Here is a 21,167-nt window from a genome sequence, read left to right on the forward strand (position 1 = left end):
GCCGGTCCTGCCGCTCAGTTGGCGGCCATTTCGGCCTTGACCATGTCATAGGCGGCCTGGGCATCGACGCCAGCGGCATCAAGCTCGGCCAGCACCTTGGCGGTCACCTCGGCGGCGATGGCGGCAAATGCCGCCTGATCCTCGGCCGAGGCCTCGACGATCTTGGCGCCCTCGGTACCGCGCGTCGCCTCATAGGCGATCATGTCGGACTTGTCCCAAGCAGCGCCCGCCATGCGGCTGGCCGGTTCGCCGAACACCTTTTCATCCAGCGCCGCCTGCACATCGGCCGGCAGGCTGTCAAAGGTCTCCTGGCTCATGATGATGGCGAATGAGCCGCGATAAAGCCCGCCGGGCATGTCATAGAGGTTCTTGGCCACTTCGTTGAGCTTGAAGCCCACCCGCTCGCCCACGTTCATCGCCACCGCGTCGGCGGCACCCGATTCCAGCGTCTCATAGACCTTGGGCGCGGGCACGTTGATGCCCACAAGGCCCAGCGCCGCGCCGACATCGCCGGCGACACCGCCGCCGATCCGGGTTTTCAGCCCGTTCAGGTCGGCCAGCGTGGCCACGTCCTTGCTGGTGTGGATCTGGCCCGGACCATGGGTGTTGAGCGCCACCAGCTTGACGCCGCGATGTTCGCCCAGCTTGCCCAGATGCTGGGTATGCACCCGCCAATAGGCGACCGAGGCGGCCTCGGCATTGCCCTCGTATCCCGGCAATTCGATCAGCTTGGTGCCGATGAACCGGCCCGGCTGGTAGCCATGAAAGATGATCGCCATGTCGGCAGCGCCGTCCTGGATCAGGTCCATCTGCGCCGGCGGCGGCGCCAGGCCAAAGACCAGCTCGCCGCTGACCTGCCCGTCGGTGGCCTCTTCCATCATCCCGATCAGCCCCGCGAAAATCTCGGTATTGATCCCGTGAGTGGGCGGCAGCCAGGTGGAAATGCGCAAGGTTGTGTCGGCGGCCCAGGCGGCGGCGCCGGTGCTGGCGGCCAGGATCGCGGCGGCGGCCAGCCGTGCAAAATGCTTCATGTCTTCCTCCCTCGTGAATCGGTGCGCCAGAGCATCCGGGCACCCGTTCACCGGCCAGCATCACACCCAGCTTTGCCTCTTGTCAAGAAATATGAAATTGCATGTATCCCGGATCATGCCCCCTCGGCCGGGCGGTCCAGCACATCCAGCAAGGTGCGCAAAACCCCCTTGATCCGGGCGGCATCGGTATCGGCCAGCGCCGAGAGCAGCCGCGCCTCATGCATGCGTGCATCGGTGACAAGGCTCTCAGCCAAAGCCCGGCCTGCATCGGTCAGCCGCACCCGCACACGGCGCTTGTCCTTGGCATCGGCCACCCGTGTCACCAGCCCGCGCGCGTCCATCTGATCGACGATCCGGGTCATTCGCGACTGTTCCATCAGCGACAGTTTGGCCAGCCGGGTGATCATCATCGCGTCATTGTCCACCAGACAGGCCAGCACCCGCCATTCGGGCACCCGCAGCCCCTGCGCGCGGATATGGTCGTGAAACTGGGCGCTGGCCTCCTCGCTGGAGGCGGCCAGAAGGTACAGCAGATAGCCGGAAACAAAGGTGTCGTCGCGCGTTTCGGTCATGGGTCCTGAATTTGTCTTGACTCGATTTATATGATTTTTCATATTTCCGACAGGGAGGCGCCGAAACATGCTTTTGCTGAGAATTGCGCAGAAACAGGCCGTGACCAAGCGGATTTCGGCCTTTACCCTGGTCGCGGCCGAAGGTGACCCCCTGCCCGACCACCGTGCCGGCGCCCATATCGAGGTGCAGACAGCAGCCGGGCCGCGCGCCTATTCGCTGATCGACTGGCCCGAGCGGCAGCCCAGCGCCTGGCAGATCGCGGTTCAGCGCGAGGACGAGGGCGATGGCGGCAGCCGTGCCATGTATGCCCTTTCCGAGGGCGACACGATCACGGCGACCGCCCCCAAAAACGATTTCGAACTGCATCCCGGTGACAAGCCTGTCACCCTGCTGGCAGGCGGGATCGGGGTGACGCCGCTGATCTCGATGGCGACGGAACTGGCCACCTCAGAGCGCGTGTTCACCTTTCATCATGCGGGCCGCAGCGCGGGCGACATGGCCTATGTCGACCGCTTGGCCGCTGCTTTTGGCGACCGCTACCATCCCCATTACGACGATACCGCGCCCTTGGACCTGAACACGCTGATGGCGGGTCTGACCGATCACGCCCTCTATATCTGCGGACCCAAGGGCATGATCGATGCCGCCCGCACCGCCGCCGAGGCGGCGGGTATCGCCGAGATCCATGTGGAGCTGTTCACCAATGCCGCGCCCAGCGCGGGCGACAGCGCCTTCGAGATCGAGATCGCCTCGTCGGGCCAGGTCATCACCGTCGCACCCGACCAGACCATCATCGAGGCGCTCGAGGCCGCGGGCCTCGACCCGCTTTATGATTGTCAACGCGGCGATTGCGGCATCTGCCAGACCGACGTGATCGCGGGCACCCCCGATCACCGCGACGTGGTGCTCAGCCAGGCCGAACGCGACAGCGGCAAGGTCATGCAAATCTGTGTCAGCCGGGCGCTCAGCGCGCGCCTCGTGCTGGATCTGTAAGGGAGGAAGGCATGAACGCGGACGATATCAGGGCGATGATCCAGCCCGCCCAGGTCCATCGCGATGTCTATATCAGCGATGCGGTCTATCAGCTGGAAATGCGCCACCTGTTCACCAATGCCTGGGTCTTTGTCGGCCATGACAGCCAGACCCCGACCAAGGGCGATTACATCACCACCCAAGTCGGCGACCAGCCGGTGATCATGGTGCGCCACAGCGATGGCGAGGTGAAGGTTCTTTACAACCGCTGCCCGCACAAAGGCACCAAGATCGCCATCGACCGGGCCGGCAACACCGGCAAGTTCTTTCGCTGCCCCTACCACGCCTGGAGCTTCAAGACCGACGGCTGCCTGCTCGCCATCCCGCTGAAGAAGGGATACGAGGGCACCGGCCTGTCCGAGACCCAGAACGGCAAGGGGATGCAGGCGGTGGGCGCGGTGCACAATTATCGCGGCTTTGTCTTTGCCCGGCTGGCCGAGGAGGGCATCGGGTTCGACGAGTTCTTTGGCGGCTCTCTCAGCTCCATCGACAATATGGTCGACCGCGCGCCTGAAGGCCGCGTGGAAGTTTCCGGCCCGCCGCTGCGCTACATGCACAAGTGCAACTGGAAGATGCTGGTCGAGAACCAGACCGACACCTGCCATCCTATGGTGGCGCATGAAAGCTCGGCCGGGACGGCGGTGAAGATCTATGAACAGATGGGCAACCCCGAACCGCGCCCCCCCGCGATGCAGATCATCGCGCCGTTCATGAGCCCTTATGAGTTCTTTGAGGATATGGGCATCCGCACCTGGCCCAATGGCCACGGCCATACCGGCGTCAACATGTCGATCCATTCGAACTATGACGCCATCCCCGGCTATTTCGAGGCCATGGTCGAGAGTTACGGCGAGGAACGTGCCAAGGCGATACTGGACGAGAACCGGCACAATACCGTCTATTTCCCCAATGTCATGGTCAAGGCGCCGCTGACGCAGCTGCGCAACTTCATCCCGCTGGGGGCGGACCGAACGCTGGTGGAAAGCTATGTCTACCGGCTGGTCGGCGCGCCCGAGCAGCTGACCGCCATGTCGGCCATGTATAACCGGATGATCAATGCGCCCACCTCGATCGTGGGCCATGACGATCTGGAGATGTATGAACGCGCGCAAGAGGGGCTGCATGCCGAGGGCATGCAATGGGTCGATATCCGGCGGTTGCATACAGGGACAGAGGATTTCGAGACCGAAGCGGTCGAAAACGGCACCACCGAACGGCAGATGCGGAACCAGTTCCACGCCTGGGCCAAATTCATGACCATGTCCATGGAGGACGCCGCTGGCGTCGCCGCCCAATGATCGAGGGGAATGCAGCAATGATCACCCGCGACGACGTGATCGACTTCATCTATGCCGAAACCCGGATGCTGGACGAAGGCCGCTACTCCGAATGGCTCGACCTCTGGCTGCCTGATGCGGTCTACTGGATGCCGCTCGACTACAAGCAGGCCGATCCGGTCAACGCGACCTCGCTGCTCTACGAGGATAATTTCATGCTGCGCCTCAGGGTCGAGCGCCTGAATGGCGAGCGGACCTTTTCGCAGAAACCCAAATCGCGCTGCAACCACGTGATCCAGCGGCCCTTTGTCGATGTGTTCGACCCCGAGGCGGGCAAGTTCCAGACCGTGACCAACATGCATTATGTCGAGACGCGGCTGGACGAACAGCAGCTTTTGGCGCTGACCGTGACCCATGACCTGGCACTGGTGGACGGCGCATTCCGCATCGCGGGCAAGAAGGTGGAGTTGCTCAATTGCGACGCCGCCTTTGGCAATATCCAGCTGCTGCCGTGAGCGCCGAGACGGTTTACGCCGCCATCGCGGCCACGGCGGCACGCTGGCCGGACCGCCCGCTGCTTGACGTTTTGCCCGGCACGGCGGCGGCCTATGACATCGCGGCCGGCCCGGTCAGCTATGGCGCCTTCCTTGCGCGCGTCGATGCGCGGGCCGGGGCGCTGGAACAGGCGGGCTATGGCGCGGGAATGCGGGTGGCGGTGTTGCTCGAAAACCGGCCCGTGTTCTTCGAGCTCTTTGCCGCGCTCAACCGCATCGGCGCCTCGATCGTGCCGATCAACCCCGACCTGCGCGCCGCCGAACTGGAATACCTGATCGGCCATGCGCAACCGGCGCTGATCGTCGCCCTGCCCGCCCGTGCGGACGAGTTGCGCGCGGCGGCCACAGCGGCGGGTGTCACAGCCCCGGTCATCGGGGCCGAAGACACGCCACCTCCACCCCGCGCAAATGCCACCGTGACCGAGCCGCGCGAGGGCGAGGCGCGCGAGGCGGCACTGCTCTATACCTCGGGCACCACCGGCAACCCCAAGGGCTGCGTGCTGCCCAATGCCTATTTCCTGCTGGCCGGGCGCTGGTATGCCGATCTGGGCGGGGTCGCCTCGCTGACCGAAAGGGGCGAGCGGATGATCACGCCCCTGCCGATCTTTCACATGAATGCCATGGCCTATTCCTTCATGGCGATGGTTACCGTGGGCGGCTGCCTGATCGCGCTCGACCGGTTCCACCCGTCCAGCTGGTGGGCTGATGTGGCCGAGGCGCGCGCCACCTGCCTGCATTACCTCGGCGTCATGCCCTCGATCCTGATGTCCCTGCCCGAGGGACCGCAGGACCGCGCCCATCAGGTGCGCTTCGGCTTTGGCGCGGGCATCGACCCGAAATTGCAGGCCGGGTTCGAGGCGCGGTTCGGCTTTCCCTTGATCGAGGCCTGGGCGATGACCGAAACCGGCGCGGGCGCGGTGATCGCCGCGCAGACGCATGACCGGCTGATCGGCCAATCCTGTCTGGGCCGGGCCGAAGGCTGGGTCGCAGCCCGCGTGGTCACCGATACCGGCCAGGACGCCGCCCCGGACGAGCCCGGCGAACTCCTCGTCCGCAATGCCGGACCCGACCCGCGCTACGGCTTCTTCTCGCATTACGACAAGAACCCCGAGGCCACCGCCGAGGCCTGGGAAGGCGGCTGGTTCCACACCGGCGACATCGTGCGCCGCGACGCGCAGGGCCAGTTCTTCTTCGTCGACCGCAAGAAGAACGTGATCCGCCGCTCGGGCGAGAATATCGCCGCGGTCGAGGTGGAAAGCGTACTGATGCGCCACCCGTCCATCCGCGCGGCAGGCGTGGCCGCCGTGCCCGACCCGATGCGCGGGGACGAGGTGTTTGCCTGCCTCACCGTCGACACCCCCTCGCCCGATCTTGCCCAGCAGATCGCACAGTGGGCGCTGACCCAGATGGCCTATTACAAGGTGCCGGGCTATATTGCCTTTGTGGACAACCTGCCGATGACCCCCACCCAGAAGATCCAGCGCAAGGCGCTGAAGGAGATGGCCGAGGCGCTGCTCTCGGATCCGGCCACGGTGACGCTGACCCATCTCAAGAAACGGCAGGTGGCGTGATGGCGCGGCCTGCCAGCTATGAGGGCGTGGCGCTGGTGGCGCCTTTCTCGACGCCCTATCAGCGCTATTCCATCGACACCGCGCATCACTGGATCGCCACCGCCCTGCGCGGCTCCTTGCGGGCGGCGGGGCTGAAGCCCGGCGATCTGGACGGGTTCCAGGTCGCGTCCTTCACGCTGTTCCCCGATACCGCGGTGGGGCTGACCCAGCATCTAGGCCTCTGCCCGCGCTGGCTCGACCATATCCCGATGGGCGGCGCCTCGGCCGGTGTGGCCCTACGCCGCGCCGCGCGCGCTGTGCAGGCGGGTGATGCCGAAATCATCGCCTGCGTGGCGGGCGACACCAACCATATCGACAGTTTCCGGCAACTCCTGTCCAGCTTCTCGCGCTTTGCCATGGATGCGAGCTATCCCTATGGCTATGGCGGCCCGAATGCGAGCTTTGCCCTTCTTACCGACCGCTACATGACCGAATACGGCGCGACGCGCGAAGATTTCGGGCGCCTCTGCGTGGCCCAGCGCGCCAATGCGCTGAAAAACCCGAACGCGGTGATGAAGAAACCCCTGACGATGGAGCAATACCTGGGTGCCCGCCCCATCGCCGACCCGATTGCGCTCTTTGACTGCGTGATGCCCTGCGCTGGGGCCGAGGCGTTTCTGGTCATGTCCGAGGATCGGGCGCGGGCGCTGAACCTGCCCTACGCCCGGCTGGCCGCCGCGATCGAGCGGCACAATGCCCATGCCGACGACCCGATCCAGCTGCGCGGCGGCTGGACGATGGATGTGGATGTGCTCTGGGATCAGGCCGGGATGGCACCGCAGGACATGGATCTGGTGCAGACCTATGACGACTATCCGGTGATCTCGATGATGCAGATCGAGGATCTGGGCTTCTGCGCCAAGGGCGAGGCCCCTGCGTTTCTGCGCGACAAGGATCTGACCGTTTCAGGCGATTTCCCGCACAATACTTCGGGCGGCCAGCTTTCTGGCGGTCAGGCCGGGGCGGCGGGCGGCTTCATCGGCATGGTCGAGGCGATCCGCCAGGTCACCGGACAGGCGGCCGGCACGCAGGTGCCGGATGCGGAACACGCGCTGGTGTCGGGCTTTGGCATGATCAATTTCGACCGGGGCCTGTGTTCCAGCGCCGCTGTCCTCACGACCGGAGCGCGCGCATGACCCATCCCCTGTCCCCGCCGCCCAAGAAAGACCCGCAGAAACGCTCGGTCTCGCCGACGCGGCCGCCCGAGGTGCGTTCGCGCGCCGCCCTCCACCTGACCGCCGCCGCCGCCGAAGGTCGGTTTGCCCTGCAACGCTGCGCCGACTGCGGCAAGGTGCAATACCCACCGCGCGACGCCTGTTCCGCCTGCCTGAGCACCGACCTGCCGTGGCAGGACATGGCGCCGGGCGGCAGGCTGATCGCGGAAACCACGGTGCAGACCTCGCCCCGGCTTTACTTCCGCGAGCGGATGCCATGGCGCGCGGGCACCGTGCAGCTGGACGACGGCCCCACCGTGCTGGCCCATATCCATGGCGACGTGGCGCGCCACGCCCGTGTGCGCATCACCGCCCGGCTTGACCAGGCAGGCCAGGGCGTGCTGGTTGCCCTGCCCGAAACCGATACCCCGAACATGGAGGACGATCCGCTGATGCGTGCCCTCTCTGCCGATCCCAAACACCGCCGCGTGCTGATCACCGATGCCCGCAGTGCCCAGGCCCCCGCGCTGGCGCGCGCCCTTCAAAAGGCGGGTGCGGCGATCATCTTCGCAGGCGAGCCAGAAAGCTGGCGACCCTATCCGCAACGCGCCGAACTGGAGGCTTTGGGTGTCCAGATCCTGCCGATGGATGTGACCGACACCGCATCGGTGCAGAAACTGGCAGGCGAGATCGGGGGCAAGACCGATATCCTGATCAATACCGCCCGGTTCCTGCGCCCCGGCGGCGTACTGGACCGGGGCGATACCGGCTTTGCCCGCGACGAACTGGAGGTGAATTACCTTGGCCTGATGCGCCTGGCGCAGGCATTCGGTCCGGCCATGTGCGCGCGTGCCTCGGACGGCGTGAATGCCGCCGCCGCCTGGGTCAACCTGCTCAGCGTCGGCGCGCTGAGTAATGCGCGCCCTTTCGGCGCCTATTCCGCCAGCCAGGCGGGGGCCTATTCCCTCAGCCAGTCGCTGCGCGCCGAATTCCGGCCCTCGGGCCTGCGGGTGATGAACGTGTTCTTTGGCCCCACCGAAGAAGACGACTGGTACCAGCCACTGCCACCACCGCGCGTCACCGCATCCGCCTTGGCGCGATCCGTCGTGGATGGGCTGCAACGGGGATTGGAAGACGTCTGGTGCGGCGACATCGCCCAGGACCTGCGCGACCGTTTTCGCCGCGACCCCAAGGTGCTGGAACGCGAAATGACGCTGGGAGGAGAAGGCGCATGAGCACTCTGACCGATCTCGCGACCCGCATCGCCAGCGGAGAGATCCGGGTCGTCGACCTGACCCACACGCTCGACCCCGATTTCCCGGTCATCATCCTGCCGCCCGAATTCGGCCAATGCGCCCGCTTTCGGATGGAAGAGATCAGCGCCTATGACCATCGCGGCCCGGCGTGGAAATGGCACAATATCTCGATGTCCGAACACACCGGCACCCATTTCGACGCACCCGCGCACTGGATCTCGGGCCGCGACCTGCCGCGCGCGGCGGTGGACGAGATCGACCCGGCCGATTTCATCGGCCCGGTCTGCGTGATCGACTGTTCGCAAGGTGCCGCGCAGGACGAAGATTTTGAACTGACCGTGCCGCTGATCGAGGCCTGGGAAGCCGCCCATGGCCGCATCCCCGCCGGGGCCTGGGTGCTGATGCGCACCGACTGGTCGAAACGGCGCGGTGCCGCATACCTCAACATGCGCGAGGACGGACCGCATTCGCCGGGGCCGACGCCCGAGGCCATCCGCTTTCTGATCGACCAGCGCGACATTCGCGGGTTCGGCGTGGAAACCGTGGGCACCGATGCCGGTCAGGGCAGCCATTATACCCCGCCCTATCCGGCGCATTACTACCTGCACGGCGCGGGGCGCTTCGGGCTGCAATGCCTGTCGGACCTCGACCAGCTGCCGCCCACCGGTGCGGTGCTGATCGCCGCCCCCCTCAAGATCAAGAACGGCACCGGCAGCCCGCTCAGGGTACTGGCGCTGGTGGAGGAGACATGACCCATACCGCCGTCATCACCGGGGGCAACAAGGGCATCGGCGCCGATCTGGCGCGGGCGCTCTTGGCGCGCGACTACACGGTCGTGTCGATCTCGCGTCACGCGCCCGAGGTCACCCACCCGCGCCTTCACTCGGTCGAGGCCGATCTCCTGGACCCGCAGGCGGTGGTCGAAGCCGCCGCTGAAGTCGCGACCAACCACGAGGTCACTCACCTGATCCACAATGCGGGCCTGATCTGGCCCAACCTGATCGAAGCGGCCGAACCCTCGGACATCACCGGGCTGGCGCAACTGCATCTGGGGTCCGCCCTGACCCTGCTCAAGGCGTTTCTGCCCGCGATGAAGACGCGCCAGTTCGGGCGGGTGATGTTCAACGGCTCACGCGCCGCCCTTGGCGCACCCACACGCACCGCCTATGGCGCCACCAAGGCGGGCATGATCGGCATGGCGCGCACCTGGGCGCTGGAGCTGGCCCCCCATGGCATCACCGTCAACGTGGTGGCGCCCGGCCCGATCCTGACTGACAATTTCTGGGGCATCGTGGAAAAGGACAGCCCCCAGCAAGAGGCGCTGGCCAAGCGCATTCCCATGGGTCGCCTTGGCCGGGTCGACGACGTCACCCGCGCCTTTCTGTTCTTTTGCGATCCCGAAAACAGCTTTGTCACCGGCCAGACCCTGTATGTCTGCGGCGGGGCCAGTGTCGGCTCGCTCCAGATCTGAGGCTGCCTGCGATTTCCAACCTTGCCAAGGTCCGCCCGGCGGGTCACCAATAGCCCCATGAACACATCACCGACCTGGGGCGTGGTGGCCACCGTCAAGGCGCCCGAACGCGAGATCCTGCGCTTTGCCGCCTGGCATCTGGAACTGGGCGCGCATCGGCTGTTCCTCTATCTCGACGATCCCGACCCTGCGGTCTTTGCCCGGCTGAAGGCGCATCCGCACATCCGGGTCTTTGCCTGCGACGAGAGTTACTGGCAGCGGCGCAAACTGACCCGCCCTGTCAAGCACCAGGCCCGCCAGACGATGAATGCCCGCCATGCCTATAACCGCGCCGATGTGGACTGGCTGGCCCATGTCGATGTGGATGAATTCATCTGGTCCGAAACGCCGATTGCGACGATCCTGTCCACTTTGTCCGACGACACGCTTTGCGCCCGGATGCGCCCGATCGAGGCTCTTGCGGGCGAGGATGCGCTCTACAAGGCGTTCATCCCCGGCGGTCCGGCCCGAGACGGAATCGTGCGCCGCCTCTACCCCACCTTCGGCGCCTTTGTAAAAGGCGGCTTCATGAGCCATGTGGCCGGCAAAGTGTTTGCGCGCACCGGCATGGAAAAGGTCGACTTCCGCATCCACAACATCTTTCGCAACAAGGAAATGAACCCGCACCAGGTGGAGTTGGACACGGTCGACCTGTGCCACCGGCACGGCGCCGATTGGGATCACTGGATCGCCGCCTATCGCTATCGCATCGCCAAAGGGTCCTATCGCCCCGACCTGGCCCCCAATGTCCCGCGCGAGGCGGGCGGACTGAGCATGCACGAACTGCTGAGCGGTATCGAGGAAGAGGAAGGCGAAGCCGGTTTGCGCGCCTTCTTCGACGAGTTGAACGCAACCACCCCCGAAAGCCGGGCGCGGTTGCGGGCCGCGGGGATGCTGAAGCACCGCCCGCTCGACCTCGACGGGGCGATACGCAAACAGTTTCCCAACTAACACCCCATAGTTTCCAAAAAAGAAACAAATATCGCCAAATCCGCTGCTGCGCGCGCACCATTTGACGCTGACTGGGCTTTTTGCTATGCCCCGCCTAGCCGTTACGCGAAAAACGCGCAATCAGGTCGCACGGACCCGGCGATACGACAGACGTGCGGGCCCGAATAGTGTCCGCAAACATCGGACACTCATGACAAAATTTTCTGAACTGAACCTCAATCCCAAAGTTCTTAAGGCCATTGAAGAGGCCGGCTATGAAACGCCGACTCCGATCCAGGCAGGCGCTATCCCGCCCGCGCTCGAAGGCCGCGACGTGCTGGGCATCGCCCAGACAGGCACCGGCAAGACCGCCAGTTTCACCCTGCCGATGATCACCCTTCTGGCCCGTGGCCGCGCCCGGGCGCGGATGCCGCGCAGCCTGGTGCTGTGTCCGACACGGGAACTGGCCGCCCAGGTGGCCGAGAATTTCGATACCTATACCAAGCACCTGAAACTGACCAAGGCGCTGCTCATTGGCGGTGTCAGCTTCAAGGAGCAGGATGCGCTGATCGACCGGGGTGTCGACGTGCTGATCGCCACGCCGGGCCGGCTGCTCGATCATTTCGAACGCGGCAAACTGCTCTTGACCGGCGTGCAGATCATGGTGGTGGACGAGGCCGACCGGATGCTCGACATGGGATTCATCCCCGATATCGAGCGTATCTTCAGCCTGACCCCCTTTACCCGTCAGACGCTGTTCTTCTCGGCCACCATGGCGCCCGAGATCGAGCGGATCACCAATACCTTCCTCAGCGCCCCCGCACGGATCGAGGTCGCCCGCCAGGCCACGGCATCCGAAACCATCGAACAGGGCGTGGTGCTGTTCAAAGGCTCGCGCCGCGACCGCGAAGCGAGCGAAAAACGCGCCGTTCTGCGGGCGCTGATCGACGCCGAGGGCGAGAAATGCACCAACGCGATCATCTTCTGCAACCGCAAGACGGATGTGGATATCGTCGCGAAATCGCTGCAGAAATACGGCTATGATGCGGCGCCGATCCACGGCGACCTGGATCAGAGCCAGCGCACCCGGACGCTGGACGGGTTCCGCGAAGGCAAACTGCGCCTGCTGGTGGCCTCGGACGTGGCCGCACGCGGGCTGGATGTGCCCTCGGTGAGCCATGTGTTCAACTTCGACGTCCCCGGCCACCCCGAGGATTACGTGCACCGGATCGGCCGCACCGGCCGGGCGGGTCGCGACGGCAAGGCGATCACGCTCTGCATCCCGCGTGACGAAAAGGCGCTCGATGCCATCGAGAAGCTGATCCAGAAGGAGATCCCGCGTCTCGAGAACCCGGCCAAAACGGCGGAAAAGCCCGAAGCCAAACCCCGGCGCGAGGAAAAACCCGCGAAGGCCGACAAGCCCAGGCGCAGCGAGGCCGACAAGCCCGAAACCGACAAGCGTGAGCCGCGCAGCCGCAAGGGCGATGACCGCCGCGACCGCAAGGATGACCGCGGCGCCAAGGTGGTTGGGATGGGAGATCACCTGCCCAGCTTCATCGCGCTCAGTTTCGAGGAGCGGCGCGCCAGCTGAGCGGGCACAAGGGGGCGCTGCCCCCGTCCTTCGGACTCCCCCGGAGTATTATTGGCGAAATGAAGAGGCTTGGACAGATCGGGCTTCTTTCTGGTCTGAAATACTCCGGAGCGCGAGGCAGCGCCTCGCAAGAAACCGCCGCGCGGCACGCGCGGCCCAGCCCAACGCCGGACGGGGCTCTCGCAGAGAGCACCAGGCCGGGGGCGGGAGCGCCCCGCTCTCGGGTCAGATCGCCAGCACCAATGCCAGGATCGACAGGCCGAGCAGCGCGATGCCCGCAATCTCGCGCCCAGTGATCTTTTCCCGGAAAAACAGGGTCGAGGCCATCAGGCTGAAGATCAGCTCCACCTGCCCCAGCGCCTTGACATAGGCCGCGTTCTGAAGCGTGAAGGCGAGAAACCAGCAGAACGACCCGCCCAGGCTGGTGAGCCCGACAAAGGCGCCGGTGTTCCGCGTGGCCCAGACCGCCGCCAGCTGCGCCCGGTCGCGCCACCAGAGCCAGAGCGCCATCGACACCAGCTGGAACGACACCACCGCGGCCAGCGTCACCAGCGCCCGGAACCAGGGCGTGAGATCGCCCAGTTCCAGCGAGGCGGCCCGGTAGCTGACTGCCGAAAAGGCAAACAGAACGCCCGAGCCCAACCCCAGCTGCGAGGCGCGGTTGGTCAGGTGGCGCCACCAGGCGCCGGATCCTCCGGGTGTTTTCGACAAGAGCAGCACCGCCGCCAGCCCCAGCAGGATCGCGCCCAGCGCGCCAAAGGAGACGCCCTCGCCCAGAATGACAAAACCGACGATCGCTGTCTGGATCACCTCGGTCTTCTTGAAGGTGATGCCCACGGCAAAATTGCGTTGCTTGAACAGTGCCACCACGCAGATGGTGGCAAGGATCTGGGCGGTGCCGCCAATGGCGACAAACAGCCAGAACCGTGGTCCCAGCTCCGGCAGATCAAAACCACCGGCGGTGGTGGCAATCAAGAGCCCCGCCAGCGCCAGCGGTGCAGAATAGAGGAAGCGGGCAAAGGTGGCGCCGGAGGCCGACAGTTTCACCGTCGCCAGCGATTTTTGCAGCATGAACCGCACGGTCTGAAAAAGCGCGGCGGCGAGGGTGACGGGGATCCAGAGGCTCATGCGCCTCTTGTGGCCTCAAATCAGGGTTTTGGCCAGAGCGGATGCGGCACCGGATCCTTGGCGCGCCAGAAATAGCGGCGGAACACCTCGGCATAAGAGGCGTAGCTGTAGCCCTCGTTGCAACTGAGATACCGCTCCTTGCCCGCCCGGTAGAGCGCGGGCAGCGCATACCAGGGGGCGCCCGGGTTCATGTGATGCACCACGTGGTAATTGTTGTTGAGGAACAGGAACGCCAACAGCCCCCGATCCTCGATCACCACGGTGCGGGCGCGCGATTTCTCATGCGCGCGATGTTCCAGAAAGGTGCGGATCTTGAGCAGGCCCAGCCCGATATAGGCTGAGAGCGCAAAGGCCCAAATGGGCATCGGTGACAGGGTTACCACCCAGAGCACCACCGCCATGCCGGGCAGGTGCAGCGCCCAGGCCAAGAGGATCGCGCGGTCGCCGCGCAGCGCGCCGCGCGCCTCGTCGCGCAGGAAACAGGCGGTTCCGATCAGCGGACCCAGCGCCATACGCCCCGCCAGCGTGTTGTTGAGCGCATAGAGGCGCCGCTGCCAGCCCGGCAGGCGCGACCAGATTGCGGGGTCGAGATAGTTGCTCTCGGGGTCGTCATAGGGGTCGGTCAGGTTTGCATCCAGGTGATGGGCCAGATGCAGGTCGCGGAACCGGTTATAGGGGATGCACAGCGTAAGCGGCAGCACCATCAGCGCCTCGTTCAGCCAGCGATAGCGAAACGGGTGGCCATGCAGCGCCTCATGCGTCAGCGAGGAATGCAGCGCCGCGACCAGCCCCATCGCGGGGATGGCGAGCCAGAGCGAAAGACCTGCCAAACCAAAGATCACCAGCAGCCAGGCCGCATAGCAGGCGAGGATCAGCGCAAATGTGCCCCATTCGGCACGCTCGGGCAGGCGCGGCTCAGACATGGCGGCCCCAGCGGATGCCGGCCCAGACACGCTCGTAAACCAGGTAGAGGGTGAAGCCCAGTGCCGTGTTCACCAGTGCCAGTGTACCGCCCAACGCCACCGAACCGGTCGCCACCAGCCCCACCAGCGTCATGGTGACCAGCCCCAGCAGGTTCCAGACCACTGCCTTGACCACCGATCTCTGCCGCGTGTCCATATGTCCTCCATTGTCACGTTCACGAATTTGTTATCCGGTGGCGCGCAGCGTGAGAATTCTGAATATGATTAACAAAATTCATCGAATGTGATATTTGTAAACACATGTTGGATAGAATGGACAAACGAGATCGCGCCGCCCAGTTCCGCCAGCGCCTGATCCGCGCGATGGAACTCCGCCAGATCACGCAAAGCGCATTGGCTCGCGATGTGGGGGTGGACCGGTCCACGATTTCGCAACTGCTGACCGATAGCGGCGCGCGGCTGCCCAATGGCCATGTGGTGGGCGCCTGTGCCTCGGCGCTTGGGGTATCTACGGATTGGCTGCTGGGTTTGTCGGACCGACCGGAAAGCGCGGCGGAACTGCTGGCCAGTTCGCTGACCATGACCGAGGCGCCGCGCGCGCTGGTTGACGAGCGCATCTATGAATGGCACCGCGAGGCGGCAGGCTACAAGATCCGTTATGTGCCCGCCGCCCTGCCCGACATGCTCAAGACCCGCGCGGTGCTGGAATGGGAATATGCGCCACATCTGGGCCGGACGGCCGATCAGGCCATCGGCGCGTCCGAGGACCGGCTGGCCTGGATGCGCAGCGCCCAGTCGGATTACGAGATCGCCATGCCCCTGTTCGAACTGGAGAGCTTTGCCCACGGGGTGGGTTACTACGAAGGCCTTGACCCGGCGGTCCGGCACGAACAGATCGACCACCTGCTGGTGCTCAGCGAACAGCTCTATCCGCGACTGCGCATCTATCTTTACGATGCCAAGCGGCTCTATTCGGCGCCGATGACGATCTTTGGCCCACTACTCTGCGTGTTCTACGCGGGCGGTCATTACATGGCATTCCGCGACCGTGACCGGATCGAGATCTTCACCCGCCAGTTTGACACGCTGGTGCGCGAAGCGGACCTGACCGCGCGGCATCTACCGACCCATCTGCGTCGGCTGCGAGAGGCGGTTGCCGGCTGATTGCGCGCAGGCGGTCTGCGCCTGGCATGGATTTGTGTTACACTGGTTGCCCGACGCAGTTCGAATCCACAGACGGAGGAACCCCGAATGGACACCATCCGAACCGCAGAATATGCCCGCGCGCTTTATGCCGCGCATGGCGACAAGGCCGAGGCCGAAGCGGCTCAGAAGGAACAGCACAGCAAGGCCCTGGGCAACCGGGACGAGGCGCAGAGCTGGCAGGCGGTACGCCGCGCCATCCGCCAGATGCGCGGCGCCAACCAGAGCTAGACCTGATTATTTCTCGGTCGCGAATCCGTCGAAAGGCTACCGGCTTTCGGCAGATGGTCTATATCGGCCGACATGAACAGTTTTCATTTCGATAACAGGACAGGCCTCCCCGAGGCGCTGCGGGTGCTGCTTGAGGCGCATCCGCGCGAGAGTTGGCAGGCCGATCCCAACTTTCACGGTCTGGTCAGTTTCTGGCTGGAGCGCCATATGATGTTCCGCCAGATCATGGCGCATATGCAGGCCGAGACGCGCGCCTTCCTGGATGCCGAGCGGGACGCGGCACGGTTCGCGCAGGGCATCGCGCGCTATGGCGGCATGTTCGTGAACCAGTTGCATGGGCATCACCAGATCGAGGACCAGCACTATTTTCCCCTGCTCAGGACCAAGGACCGCCGTATCGAGACGGGGTTCGACCTGTTGGACGCGGACCACCATGCGCTGGACGGGCTGCTGAACCGGTTTGTCGAACAGGCCAATGGGGCGATCCAGGCGGCCAATGGCCCAGACGCCCGCACCAGCGCCGGGGCGCTGCTGACTGGGTTGGGTAATCTGGAGCGGATGATCGGCCGCCATCTTGAGGATGAAGAGGACCTGATCGTACCGATCATCCTGAAACACGGCGCCGACACTCTGGGATAGCCATGGAAACCGTGGTTGGGGACCAACATGTGGTCCTTGTACCCGATGGCCTCTCAGCAAGGCGCGACGGTCACACGATTTCAAAGAAATCGTGTCCACAAGGTTTGTACCAAACCTTGTCCCCGCGCGGTTGCGCGGGTGCGCCCCGGTCAGACCTTGGGGTCGGGGTTCACCGTATGGCCATCGACCGCTATCACCTGCCCCGACACCAGCCGCGCCGCGTCAGAGCCCAGAAACACCGCCATGTTGGCGATGTCCGCCGCTTCGACGAAGCGGCCCATCGAGGTGCCCGAGGCGTAACCCGCATAGACCTGATCGCGGGTCATGCCCTTGGCCGCTGCCTCGCGCGCCAGCACGCCCTCCATCCGCGGTCCTTCGACCGAACCGGGACAGATCACGTTGCAGCGGACCCCGTGCGGGCCCAGTTCCATTGCCAGCGTCTTGGCCAGGCCGATCACCCCCCATTTCGCCGCCGCATAGGGCCCGCGATAGGGAAAGCCGTATTGCCCGGCGGTGGAAGAGGTGATGACGATACTGCCCGCGCCCTGCCGTTTCAGCAGGGGAGAGGCGTATTTGGCACAGAGAAACGCCCCGTCCAGATTGACGGCGATACAGGCACGCCAGCCGTCGAGCGGCATATCCTCGACCAGCGCGGTCGGCCCGGCGATGCCCGCATTGGAACAGAGCGTATCAAGCCCGCCCCAGTCGGCCTCGATGTCGGCAAAGAGCGCCGCAACCGAGGCCTCATCCGCCACATCGACCACAGTCTGCCGCCAGTGGGCGGGACAGGCGGCCAGCGCCGCCTTGTCCACATCCGCCACCCAGACCCGCGCCCCCGCCGCGTCAAAGGCCTCGGCCATGGCGCGGCCGATGCCGCCGGCACCAGCGGTGATCAGAACGCGCGCGCTCATGCCGGTTTCCGGATCGCGCTGCCCGCGCCTTCGGGGTATGGCAGGCCCGCCTGCGCCTCTGCGATGCGGGCCATGGCGGCCTCGATCGCGGGCGAAGGCGCGCAGGGTTTGCGGGTTTCCAGGCTCACATGCAGCAGGAAGCTCTCGCCGGTGGCCAAGAGCTTGTCGCCCTCGTACATGCGATGGAACAGGTGCAGCTTCTTGCCCTGCCCCAGCAACATCTGGGTTTCGACCCGGATCCGCGCACCCGCATGGGCTTCGTCCAGATGGCGGATATGGGTCTCGGCGGTGAAATAGCTACCGCCTGCGGCGATATAGTCAGCATCGCAACCGATGATCTCCATGAACCGGTCGGTGGAATTGGCAAATGCTTCCAGATATTTCGACTCGGTCATGTGACCGTTGTAATCGGTCCAGTCGAGCGGCACCGCACGCGACAAGGTCAGGATCGGCTGGCTCAGGTCGGCGGTCTCCAGATCGGGCAGCGCGCGGGGCTTCAATGCCGCGTCATGCGTGTTCAGCACCGCACCCGCGCCCCAGTTCTGCGCTTTCAGCGCCCGCATCATGCCGACAAGGTTGTTGTCGCGGATGCGTTCCAATTCGCGGATCGTATGGTGCCCCGATTGGGCATCCGACTGACCCGCGATCAGGTCGACCAACTCGTCGGTGAATTCGGGAACATCCATCAGCTTGGTCCAGGGCCAGCTGAGGCAGGGGCCGAACTGCGCCATGAAATGCTTCATGCCTGCCTCGCCGCCCGCCACGCGATAGGTCTCAAAGAGGCCCATCTGCGCCCAGCGGATGCCGAACCCCATGCGGATCGCCTCATCGATCTCTTCGGTGGTGGCGATGCCGTCCTTGACCAGCCACAGCGCCTCGCGCCAGACGGCCTCCAGAAAGCGGTCGGCGATATGGGCGTCGATCTCCTTGCGCACATGCAGCGGGAACTGACCCAGTCCGCGCATGATCTCCTTGGCGCGCTCGATCATCTCGGGGCTGTTTTCCGGCGTCGTCACCAGTTCGATCAGCGGCAACAGGTAGACCGGGTTGAACGGGTGCGTCACCACGATCTGACCGGGGCGCAGCGCGCCCTCCTGCAATTCGCTAGGCTTGAAGCCAGAGGTCGAGGAGCCAAGGATCGCATCCGGATCGCAGGCCTCCTGGATCGAACGATAGACCTTGAGCTTGAGGTCCAGCCGCTCGGGCACGCTCTCCTGGATCCACGCGGCCCCTGCCACCGCCTCAGCCAGATCGGTGTGAAAGCTGAGCTTGCCCTCGGGCGGCAGCGGCATGTCGCTGAGACCGGGCAGCGAACGGCGGGCATTGGCCAGCACCTCGCCGATCTTGCGTTCGGCTTGCGGGTCGGGGTCGAACACCCGAACATCCCAGCCGTTGAGCAGAAAGCGCGCGGCCCAGCCGCCGCCGATCACGCCGCCACCGATGATTGCAGCCGTTGTCATTCCCGATTTTCCTTGTCGCTACCCGGCTCTTCATTTCGCCGGAAATACTCCGGGGGTCTGGGGGCAGCGCCCCCGCCTCTCCGAAAAAGACTTACTTCGCCACTGGCGCGCGTTTCACCAGGCCCAGCTTTTCGCGCACCTCCTGCGGCCCGATCACCCGAGCGCCCATGTTCGACACGATGCCTGCCGCCCGTTCAACCAGTTGCCAGTTCTCGGCCAGCACGCCCTTGTCGAGCCAGAGGTTATCCTCGAGCCCGACGCGCACATTGCCCCCCGCCAGCACCGACGCCGCGGCATAGGCCATCTGGTTCCGGCCCAAAGAGAAGGCGCTGAAGGTCCAGTCGTCGGGCACGTTGTTGACCATCGCCATGAAGGTGTTGAGGTCATCGGGCGCGCCCCATGGCACCCCCATGCAGAGCTGCACCAGCGCCGGGCCGTCCAGCACACCATCCTTGACCAGTTGCTTGGCATACCACAGGTGGCCGGTGTCAAACGCCTCGATCTCGGGCTTGACGCCCAGTTCGGTCATCATCCGGCCCATGGCGGTCAGCATGCCGGGCGTGTTGGTCATCACGTAATCGGCCTCGGCAAAGTTCATGGTGCCGCAGTCGAGCGTGCAGATCTCGGGCAGGCATTCGGCCACATGCGCCACGCGCTCGGTGGCGCCGACCATGTCGGTGCCCTTTTCACGCAGCGGCAGCGGGTTTTCGACATCGCCGAATATCATGTCGCCGCCCATGCCGGCGGTCAGGTTCAGCACCACATCGACCTCGGCGTCGCGGATGCGGTCGGTCACCTCGCGATAGAGGTCCAGCCGGCGCGAGGGCGCCCCCGTCTCGGGGTCGCGCACATGGCAATGCACCACCGCCGCCCCCGCCTTGGCCGCCGCAATCGCGCTCTCGGCGATCTGCTTGGGGCTGCGCGGCACATGCGGGCTGCGATCCTGGGTGCCGCCCGAGCCGGTGACGGCGCAGGTGATGAAGACCTCGCGGTTCATTTCCAGAGGCATGTCGGTTTTCCCTTGTTTTTACCGGTTTCTCCCCGGGGTTGTCCCCAGATTTGTCCCCGGATTCCGATTTGCGTTGTGTGCGACTCTGGCGCAGCCTTGCGGCGACCACTTGCCAGAATGCGAATCGAACTTGATGAAATCCGCAAAAAACATTCTCCAGCCGGAACACCGCGCGCTGAAATGCGCGCTTCTGGTGCTGGACGATTGCAACACGCTCAGTTTTGCCGCCGCGGTGGATCCGATGCGCGCCGCCAACCGGCTGGCCGACCGCCATGCCTTCGACTGGGACTATGTCACCGCAACCGACGTGCCCGCGCGGCTCACCTGCGGTCTGATGGTGCCGGGCCTGCCGCTGGCGCGGCTCGAAACCTGCGATCTGCTGATCGTGGTGGCAGGGTTCCAGCTGGCACGCCACGCCACGCCCAGCCTGCTCGCCGGGCTGCGCCGGATCGCGGCGAGCGGCGCCACGCTGGCCGGGATCGACGGCGGCCCGTGGCTCTTGGCCGAGGCTGGCCTGCTCGACGGTCACGCCGCCACCACCCATTGGGAGGATCTGGACAATTTCGCCAGCCGGTTCCCGGCGATCGACGTGCGCCACGACCGCTTTGCCGTCTCGGGCACCCGGCTCACCTCGGGCGGAGCGATGCCCGCGATCGAGATGATGCTGCATATCATCGCCGCGCGCCACGGTGCGGGCTTTGCCGCGCGGGTGGCCGGGCTGTTCCTTTACGAGGGCGCCCCCCAACCCGGCACCCCGCAGCGCCGCACCGGCGCCCCGCACCGCCACAACAAGCTGACCGCGCGGGCCAATGCGCTGATGGAGGCGGCACTGGACGAGCCGCTGTCGCTGGCCGAAATAGCCGAGACGCTGGGCACCAGCCCGCGCACCCTGCAACAACAGTTCCGCCTGAGGTTGGGGACCACGCCACAGGATCACTACCTGCAACTGCGCCTGGCCGAGGCACGACGGCTGGTGACCGACACCGACATGCCGCTGATGGAAGTGGCACAGGCCACCGGCTTTACCTCGCAATCAAGCTTTGCCCGCGCCTTTCGCACCCAGCACGGCCAATCCGCCCGCGACCTGCGGCAGGCCCGCGCCCAACCCGCGACACCCTGATTTTCATTCCGCAACAAATACTCCG

Annotated in this window: 22 protein-coding genes; 14 read left to right on the top strand and 8 right to left on the bottom strand. The window is 65.2% G+C overall.

The window, feature by feature from the left end:
- Positions 1-14 precede the first annotated feature (14 nt).
- Entirely contained in the window at positions 15-1,031 is a 1,017-nt protein-coding gene (locus AC2FNY_RS13820) for a TRAP transporter substrate-binding protein (protein WP_234137927.1), read from the bottom strand.
- Between the two features lie 113 nt (positions 1,032-1,144).
- Complete coding sequence (locus AC2FNY_RS13825) at positions 1,145-1,603, bottom strand: MarR family winged helix-turn-helix transcriptional regulator (protein ID WP_496802820.1); 459 nt, start codon at positions 1,601-1,603, stop codon at positions 1,145-1,147.
- Positions 1,604-1,670: 67 nt separating this feature from the next.
- On the opposite strand from AC2FNY_RS13825, the gene AC2FNY_RS13830 reads away from it, so the two are divergent.
- The 10 genes from AC2FNY_RS13830 (at position 1,671) to AC2FNY_RS13875 (ending at position 12,518) form a co-directional block, all read left to right on the top strand.
- On the top strand, positions 1,671-2,597 hold the full coding sequence (locus tag AC2FNY_RS13830; RefSeq protein WP_496802821.1) for a PDR/VanB family oxidoreductase: 927 nt from the start codon (positions 1,671-1,673) through the stop codon (positions 2,595-2,597).
- Between the two features lie 11 nt (positions 2,598-2,608).
- Positions 2,609-3,934 (top strand): aromatic ring-hydroxylating dioxygenase subunit alpha, encoded by a 1,326-nt coding sequence (locus AC2FNY_RS13835; RefSeq protein WP_496802822.1) that lies wholly within the window; start codon positions 2,609-2,611, stop codon positions 3,932-3,934.
- 17 nt (positions 3,935-3,951) lie between these two features.
- The gene (locus AC2FNY_RS13840) at positions 3,952-4,428 is read left to right on the top strand and encodes an aromatic-ring-hydroxylating dioxygenase subunit beta (protein ID WP_496802823.1); all 477 of its coding nucleotides are present in this window, start codon (positions 3,952-3,954) and stop codon (positions 4,426-4,428) included.
- On the top strand, positions 4,425-6,038 hold the full coding sequence (locus AC2FNY_RS13845) for an AMP-binding protein (RefSeq protein ID WP_496802824.1): 1,614 nt from the start codon (positions 4,425-4,427) through the stop codon (positions 6,036-6,038). Before AC2FNY_RS13840 ends, AC2FNY_RS13845 begins: the two co-directional genes overlap by 4 nt.
- Positions 6,038-7,213: a thiolase family protein gene (locus AC2FNY_RS13850; protein ID WP_496802825.1), complete on the top strand. Its 1,176-nt coding sequence runs from the start codon at positions 6,038-6,040 to the stop codon at positions 7,211-7,213. Before AC2FNY_RS13845 ends, AC2FNY_RS13850 begins: the two co-directional genes overlap by 1 nt.
- Complete coding sequence (locus AC2FNY_RS13855; RefSeq protein ID WP_496802826.1) at positions 7,210-8,466, top strand: SDR family oxidoreductase; 1,257 nt, start codon at positions 7,210-7,212, stop codon at positions 8,464-8,466. Before AC2FNY_RS13850 ends, AC2FNY_RS13855 begins: the two co-directional genes overlap by 4 nt.
- Complete coding sequence (locus tag AC2FNY_RS13860) at positions 8,463-9,239, top strand: cyclase family protein (RefSeq protein ID WP_496802827.1); 777 nt, start codon at positions 8,463-8,465, stop codon at positions 9,237-9,239. Before AC2FNY_RS13855 ends, AC2FNY_RS13860 begins: the two co-directional genes overlap by 4 nt.
- Complete coding sequence (locus tag AC2FNY_RS13865) at positions 9,236-9,958, top strand: SDR family NAD(P)-dependent oxidoreductase (protein WP_496802828.1); 723 nt, start codon at positions 9,236-9,238, stop codon at positions 9,956-9,958. The genes AC2FNY_RS13860 and AC2FNY_RS13865 overlap by 4 nt, the downstream gene beginning before the upstream one ends.
- Positions 9,959-10,015: 57 nt before the next feature.
- Entirely contained in the window at positions 10,016-10,948 is a 933-nt protein-coding gene (locus AC2FNY_RS13870; RefSeq protein WP_496802829.1) for a glycosyltransferase family 2 protein, read from the top strand.
- A gap of 190 nt (positions 10,949-11,138) precedes the next feature.
- Positions 11,139-12,518 carry a DEAD/DEAH box helicase gene (locus AC2FNY_RS13875; RefSeq protein WP_496802830.1) on the top strand — a complete coding sequence of 460 codons (1,380 nt, stop codon included), beginning with the start codon at positions 11,139-11,141 and terminating at the stop codon, positions 12,516-12,518.
- Between the two features lie 225 nt (positions 12,519-12,743).
- Here the strand turns inward: AC2FNY_RS13875 and AC2FNY_RS13880 are convergent, their stop codons facing one another.
- Genes AC2FNY_RS13880 through AC2FNY_RS13890 form a run of 3 tightly spaced genes read right to left on the bottom strand, consistent with a single transcriptional unit; the run spans position 12,744 to position 14,765 of the window.
- Positions 12,744-13,646, bottom strand: coding sequence for an EamA family transporter (locus AC2FNY_RS13880; protein ID WP_234137915.1), 903 nt, complete (start codon positions 13,644-13,646; stop codon positions 12,744-12,746).
- 20 nt (positions 13,647-13,666) lie between these two features.
- Positions 13,667-14,569 (bottom strand): fatty acid desaturase, encoded by a 903-nt coding sequence (locus AC2FNY_RS13885; RefSeq protein WP_496802831.1) that lies wholly within the window; start codon positions 14,567-14,569, stop codon positions 13,667-13,669.
- Entirely contained in the window at positions 14,562-14,765 is a 204-nt protein-coding gene (locus tag AC2FNY_RS13890) for a DUF2061 domain-containing protein (protein WP_234137913.1), read from the bottom strand. Before AC2FNY_RS13890 ends, AC2FNY_RS13885 begins: the two co-directional genes overlap by 8 nt.
- Before the next feature lie 104 nt (positions 14,766-14,869).
- Here AC2FNY_RS13890 and AC2FNY_RS13895 point away from each other — a divergent pair, with 104 nt between their 5' ends.
- The 3 genes from AC2FNY_RS13895 to AC2FNY_RS13905 all read left to right on the top strand — a co-directional run bounded on the left by AC2FNY_RS13895 (position 14,870) and on the right by AC2FNY_RS13905 (position 16,642).
- A complete protein-coding gene (locus AC2FNY_RS13895; RefSeq protein ID WP_234166859.1) occupies positions 14,870-15,733 on the top strand; it encodes a helix-turn-helix domain-containing protein in 864 nt (287 codons plus the stop codon).
- 87 nt (positions 15,734-15,820) lie between these two features.
- Positions 15,821-16,003, top strand: a complete 183-nt coding sequence (locus AC2FNY_RS13900) for a hypothetical protein (RefSeq protein ID WP_044028080.1) — start codon at positions 15,821-15,823, stop codon at positions 16,001-16,003.
- Between the two features lie 72 nt (positions 16,004-16,075).
- Positions 16,076-16,642, top strand: a complete 567-nt coding sequence (locus AC2FNY_RS13905) for a hemerythrin domain-containing protein (protein WP_234166860.1) — start codon at positions 16,076-16,078, stop codon at positions 16,640-16,642.
- Positions 16,643-16,791: 149 nt separating this feature from the next.
- Here the strand turns inward: AC2FNY_RS13905 and AC2FNY_RS13910 are convergent, their stop codons facing one another.
- The 3 genes from AC2FNY_RS13910 to bcoG form a co-directional block, all read right to left on the bottom strand.
- Positions 16,792-17,553, bottom strand: a complete 762-nt coding sequence (locus AC2FNY_RS13910) for an SDR family oxidoreductase (protein WP_496802832.1) — start codon at positions 17,551-17,553, stop codon at positions 16,792-16,794.
- Positions 17,550-19,013: a carnitine 3-dehydrogenase gene (locus AC2FNY_RS13915; RefSeq protein ID WP_496802833.1), complete on the bottom strand. Its 1,464-nt coding sequence runs from the start codon at positions 19,011-19,013 to the stop codon at positions 17,550-17,552. The genes AC2FNY_RS13910 and AC2FNY_RS13915 overlap by 4 nt, the downstream gene beginning before the upstream one ends.
- A gap of 91 nt (positions 19,014-19,104) precedes the next feature.
- Positions 19,105-20,022, bottom strand: coding sequence for a 3-dehydrocarnitine:acetyl-CoA trimethylamine transferase BcoG (gene bcoG, locus AC2FNY_RS13920; protein ID WP_234137907.1), 918 nt, complete (start codon positions 20,020-20,022; stop codon positions 19,105-19,107).
- A 133-nt stretch (positions 20,023-20,155) separates the two neighbouring features.
- On the opposite strand from bcoG, the gene AC2FNY_RS13925 reads away from it, so the two are divergent.
- Positions 20,156-21,142 carry a GlxA family transcriptional regulator gene (locus tag AC2FNY_RS13925; protein ID WP_496802834.1) on the top strand — a complete coding sequence of 329 codons (987 nt, stop codon included), beginning with the start codon at positions 20,156-20,158 and terminating at the stop codon, positions 21,140-21,142.
- Positions 21,143-21,167 lie beyond the last annotated feature (25 nt).

This window comes from Ruegeria sp. BHSC223 (assembly GCF_059613025.1).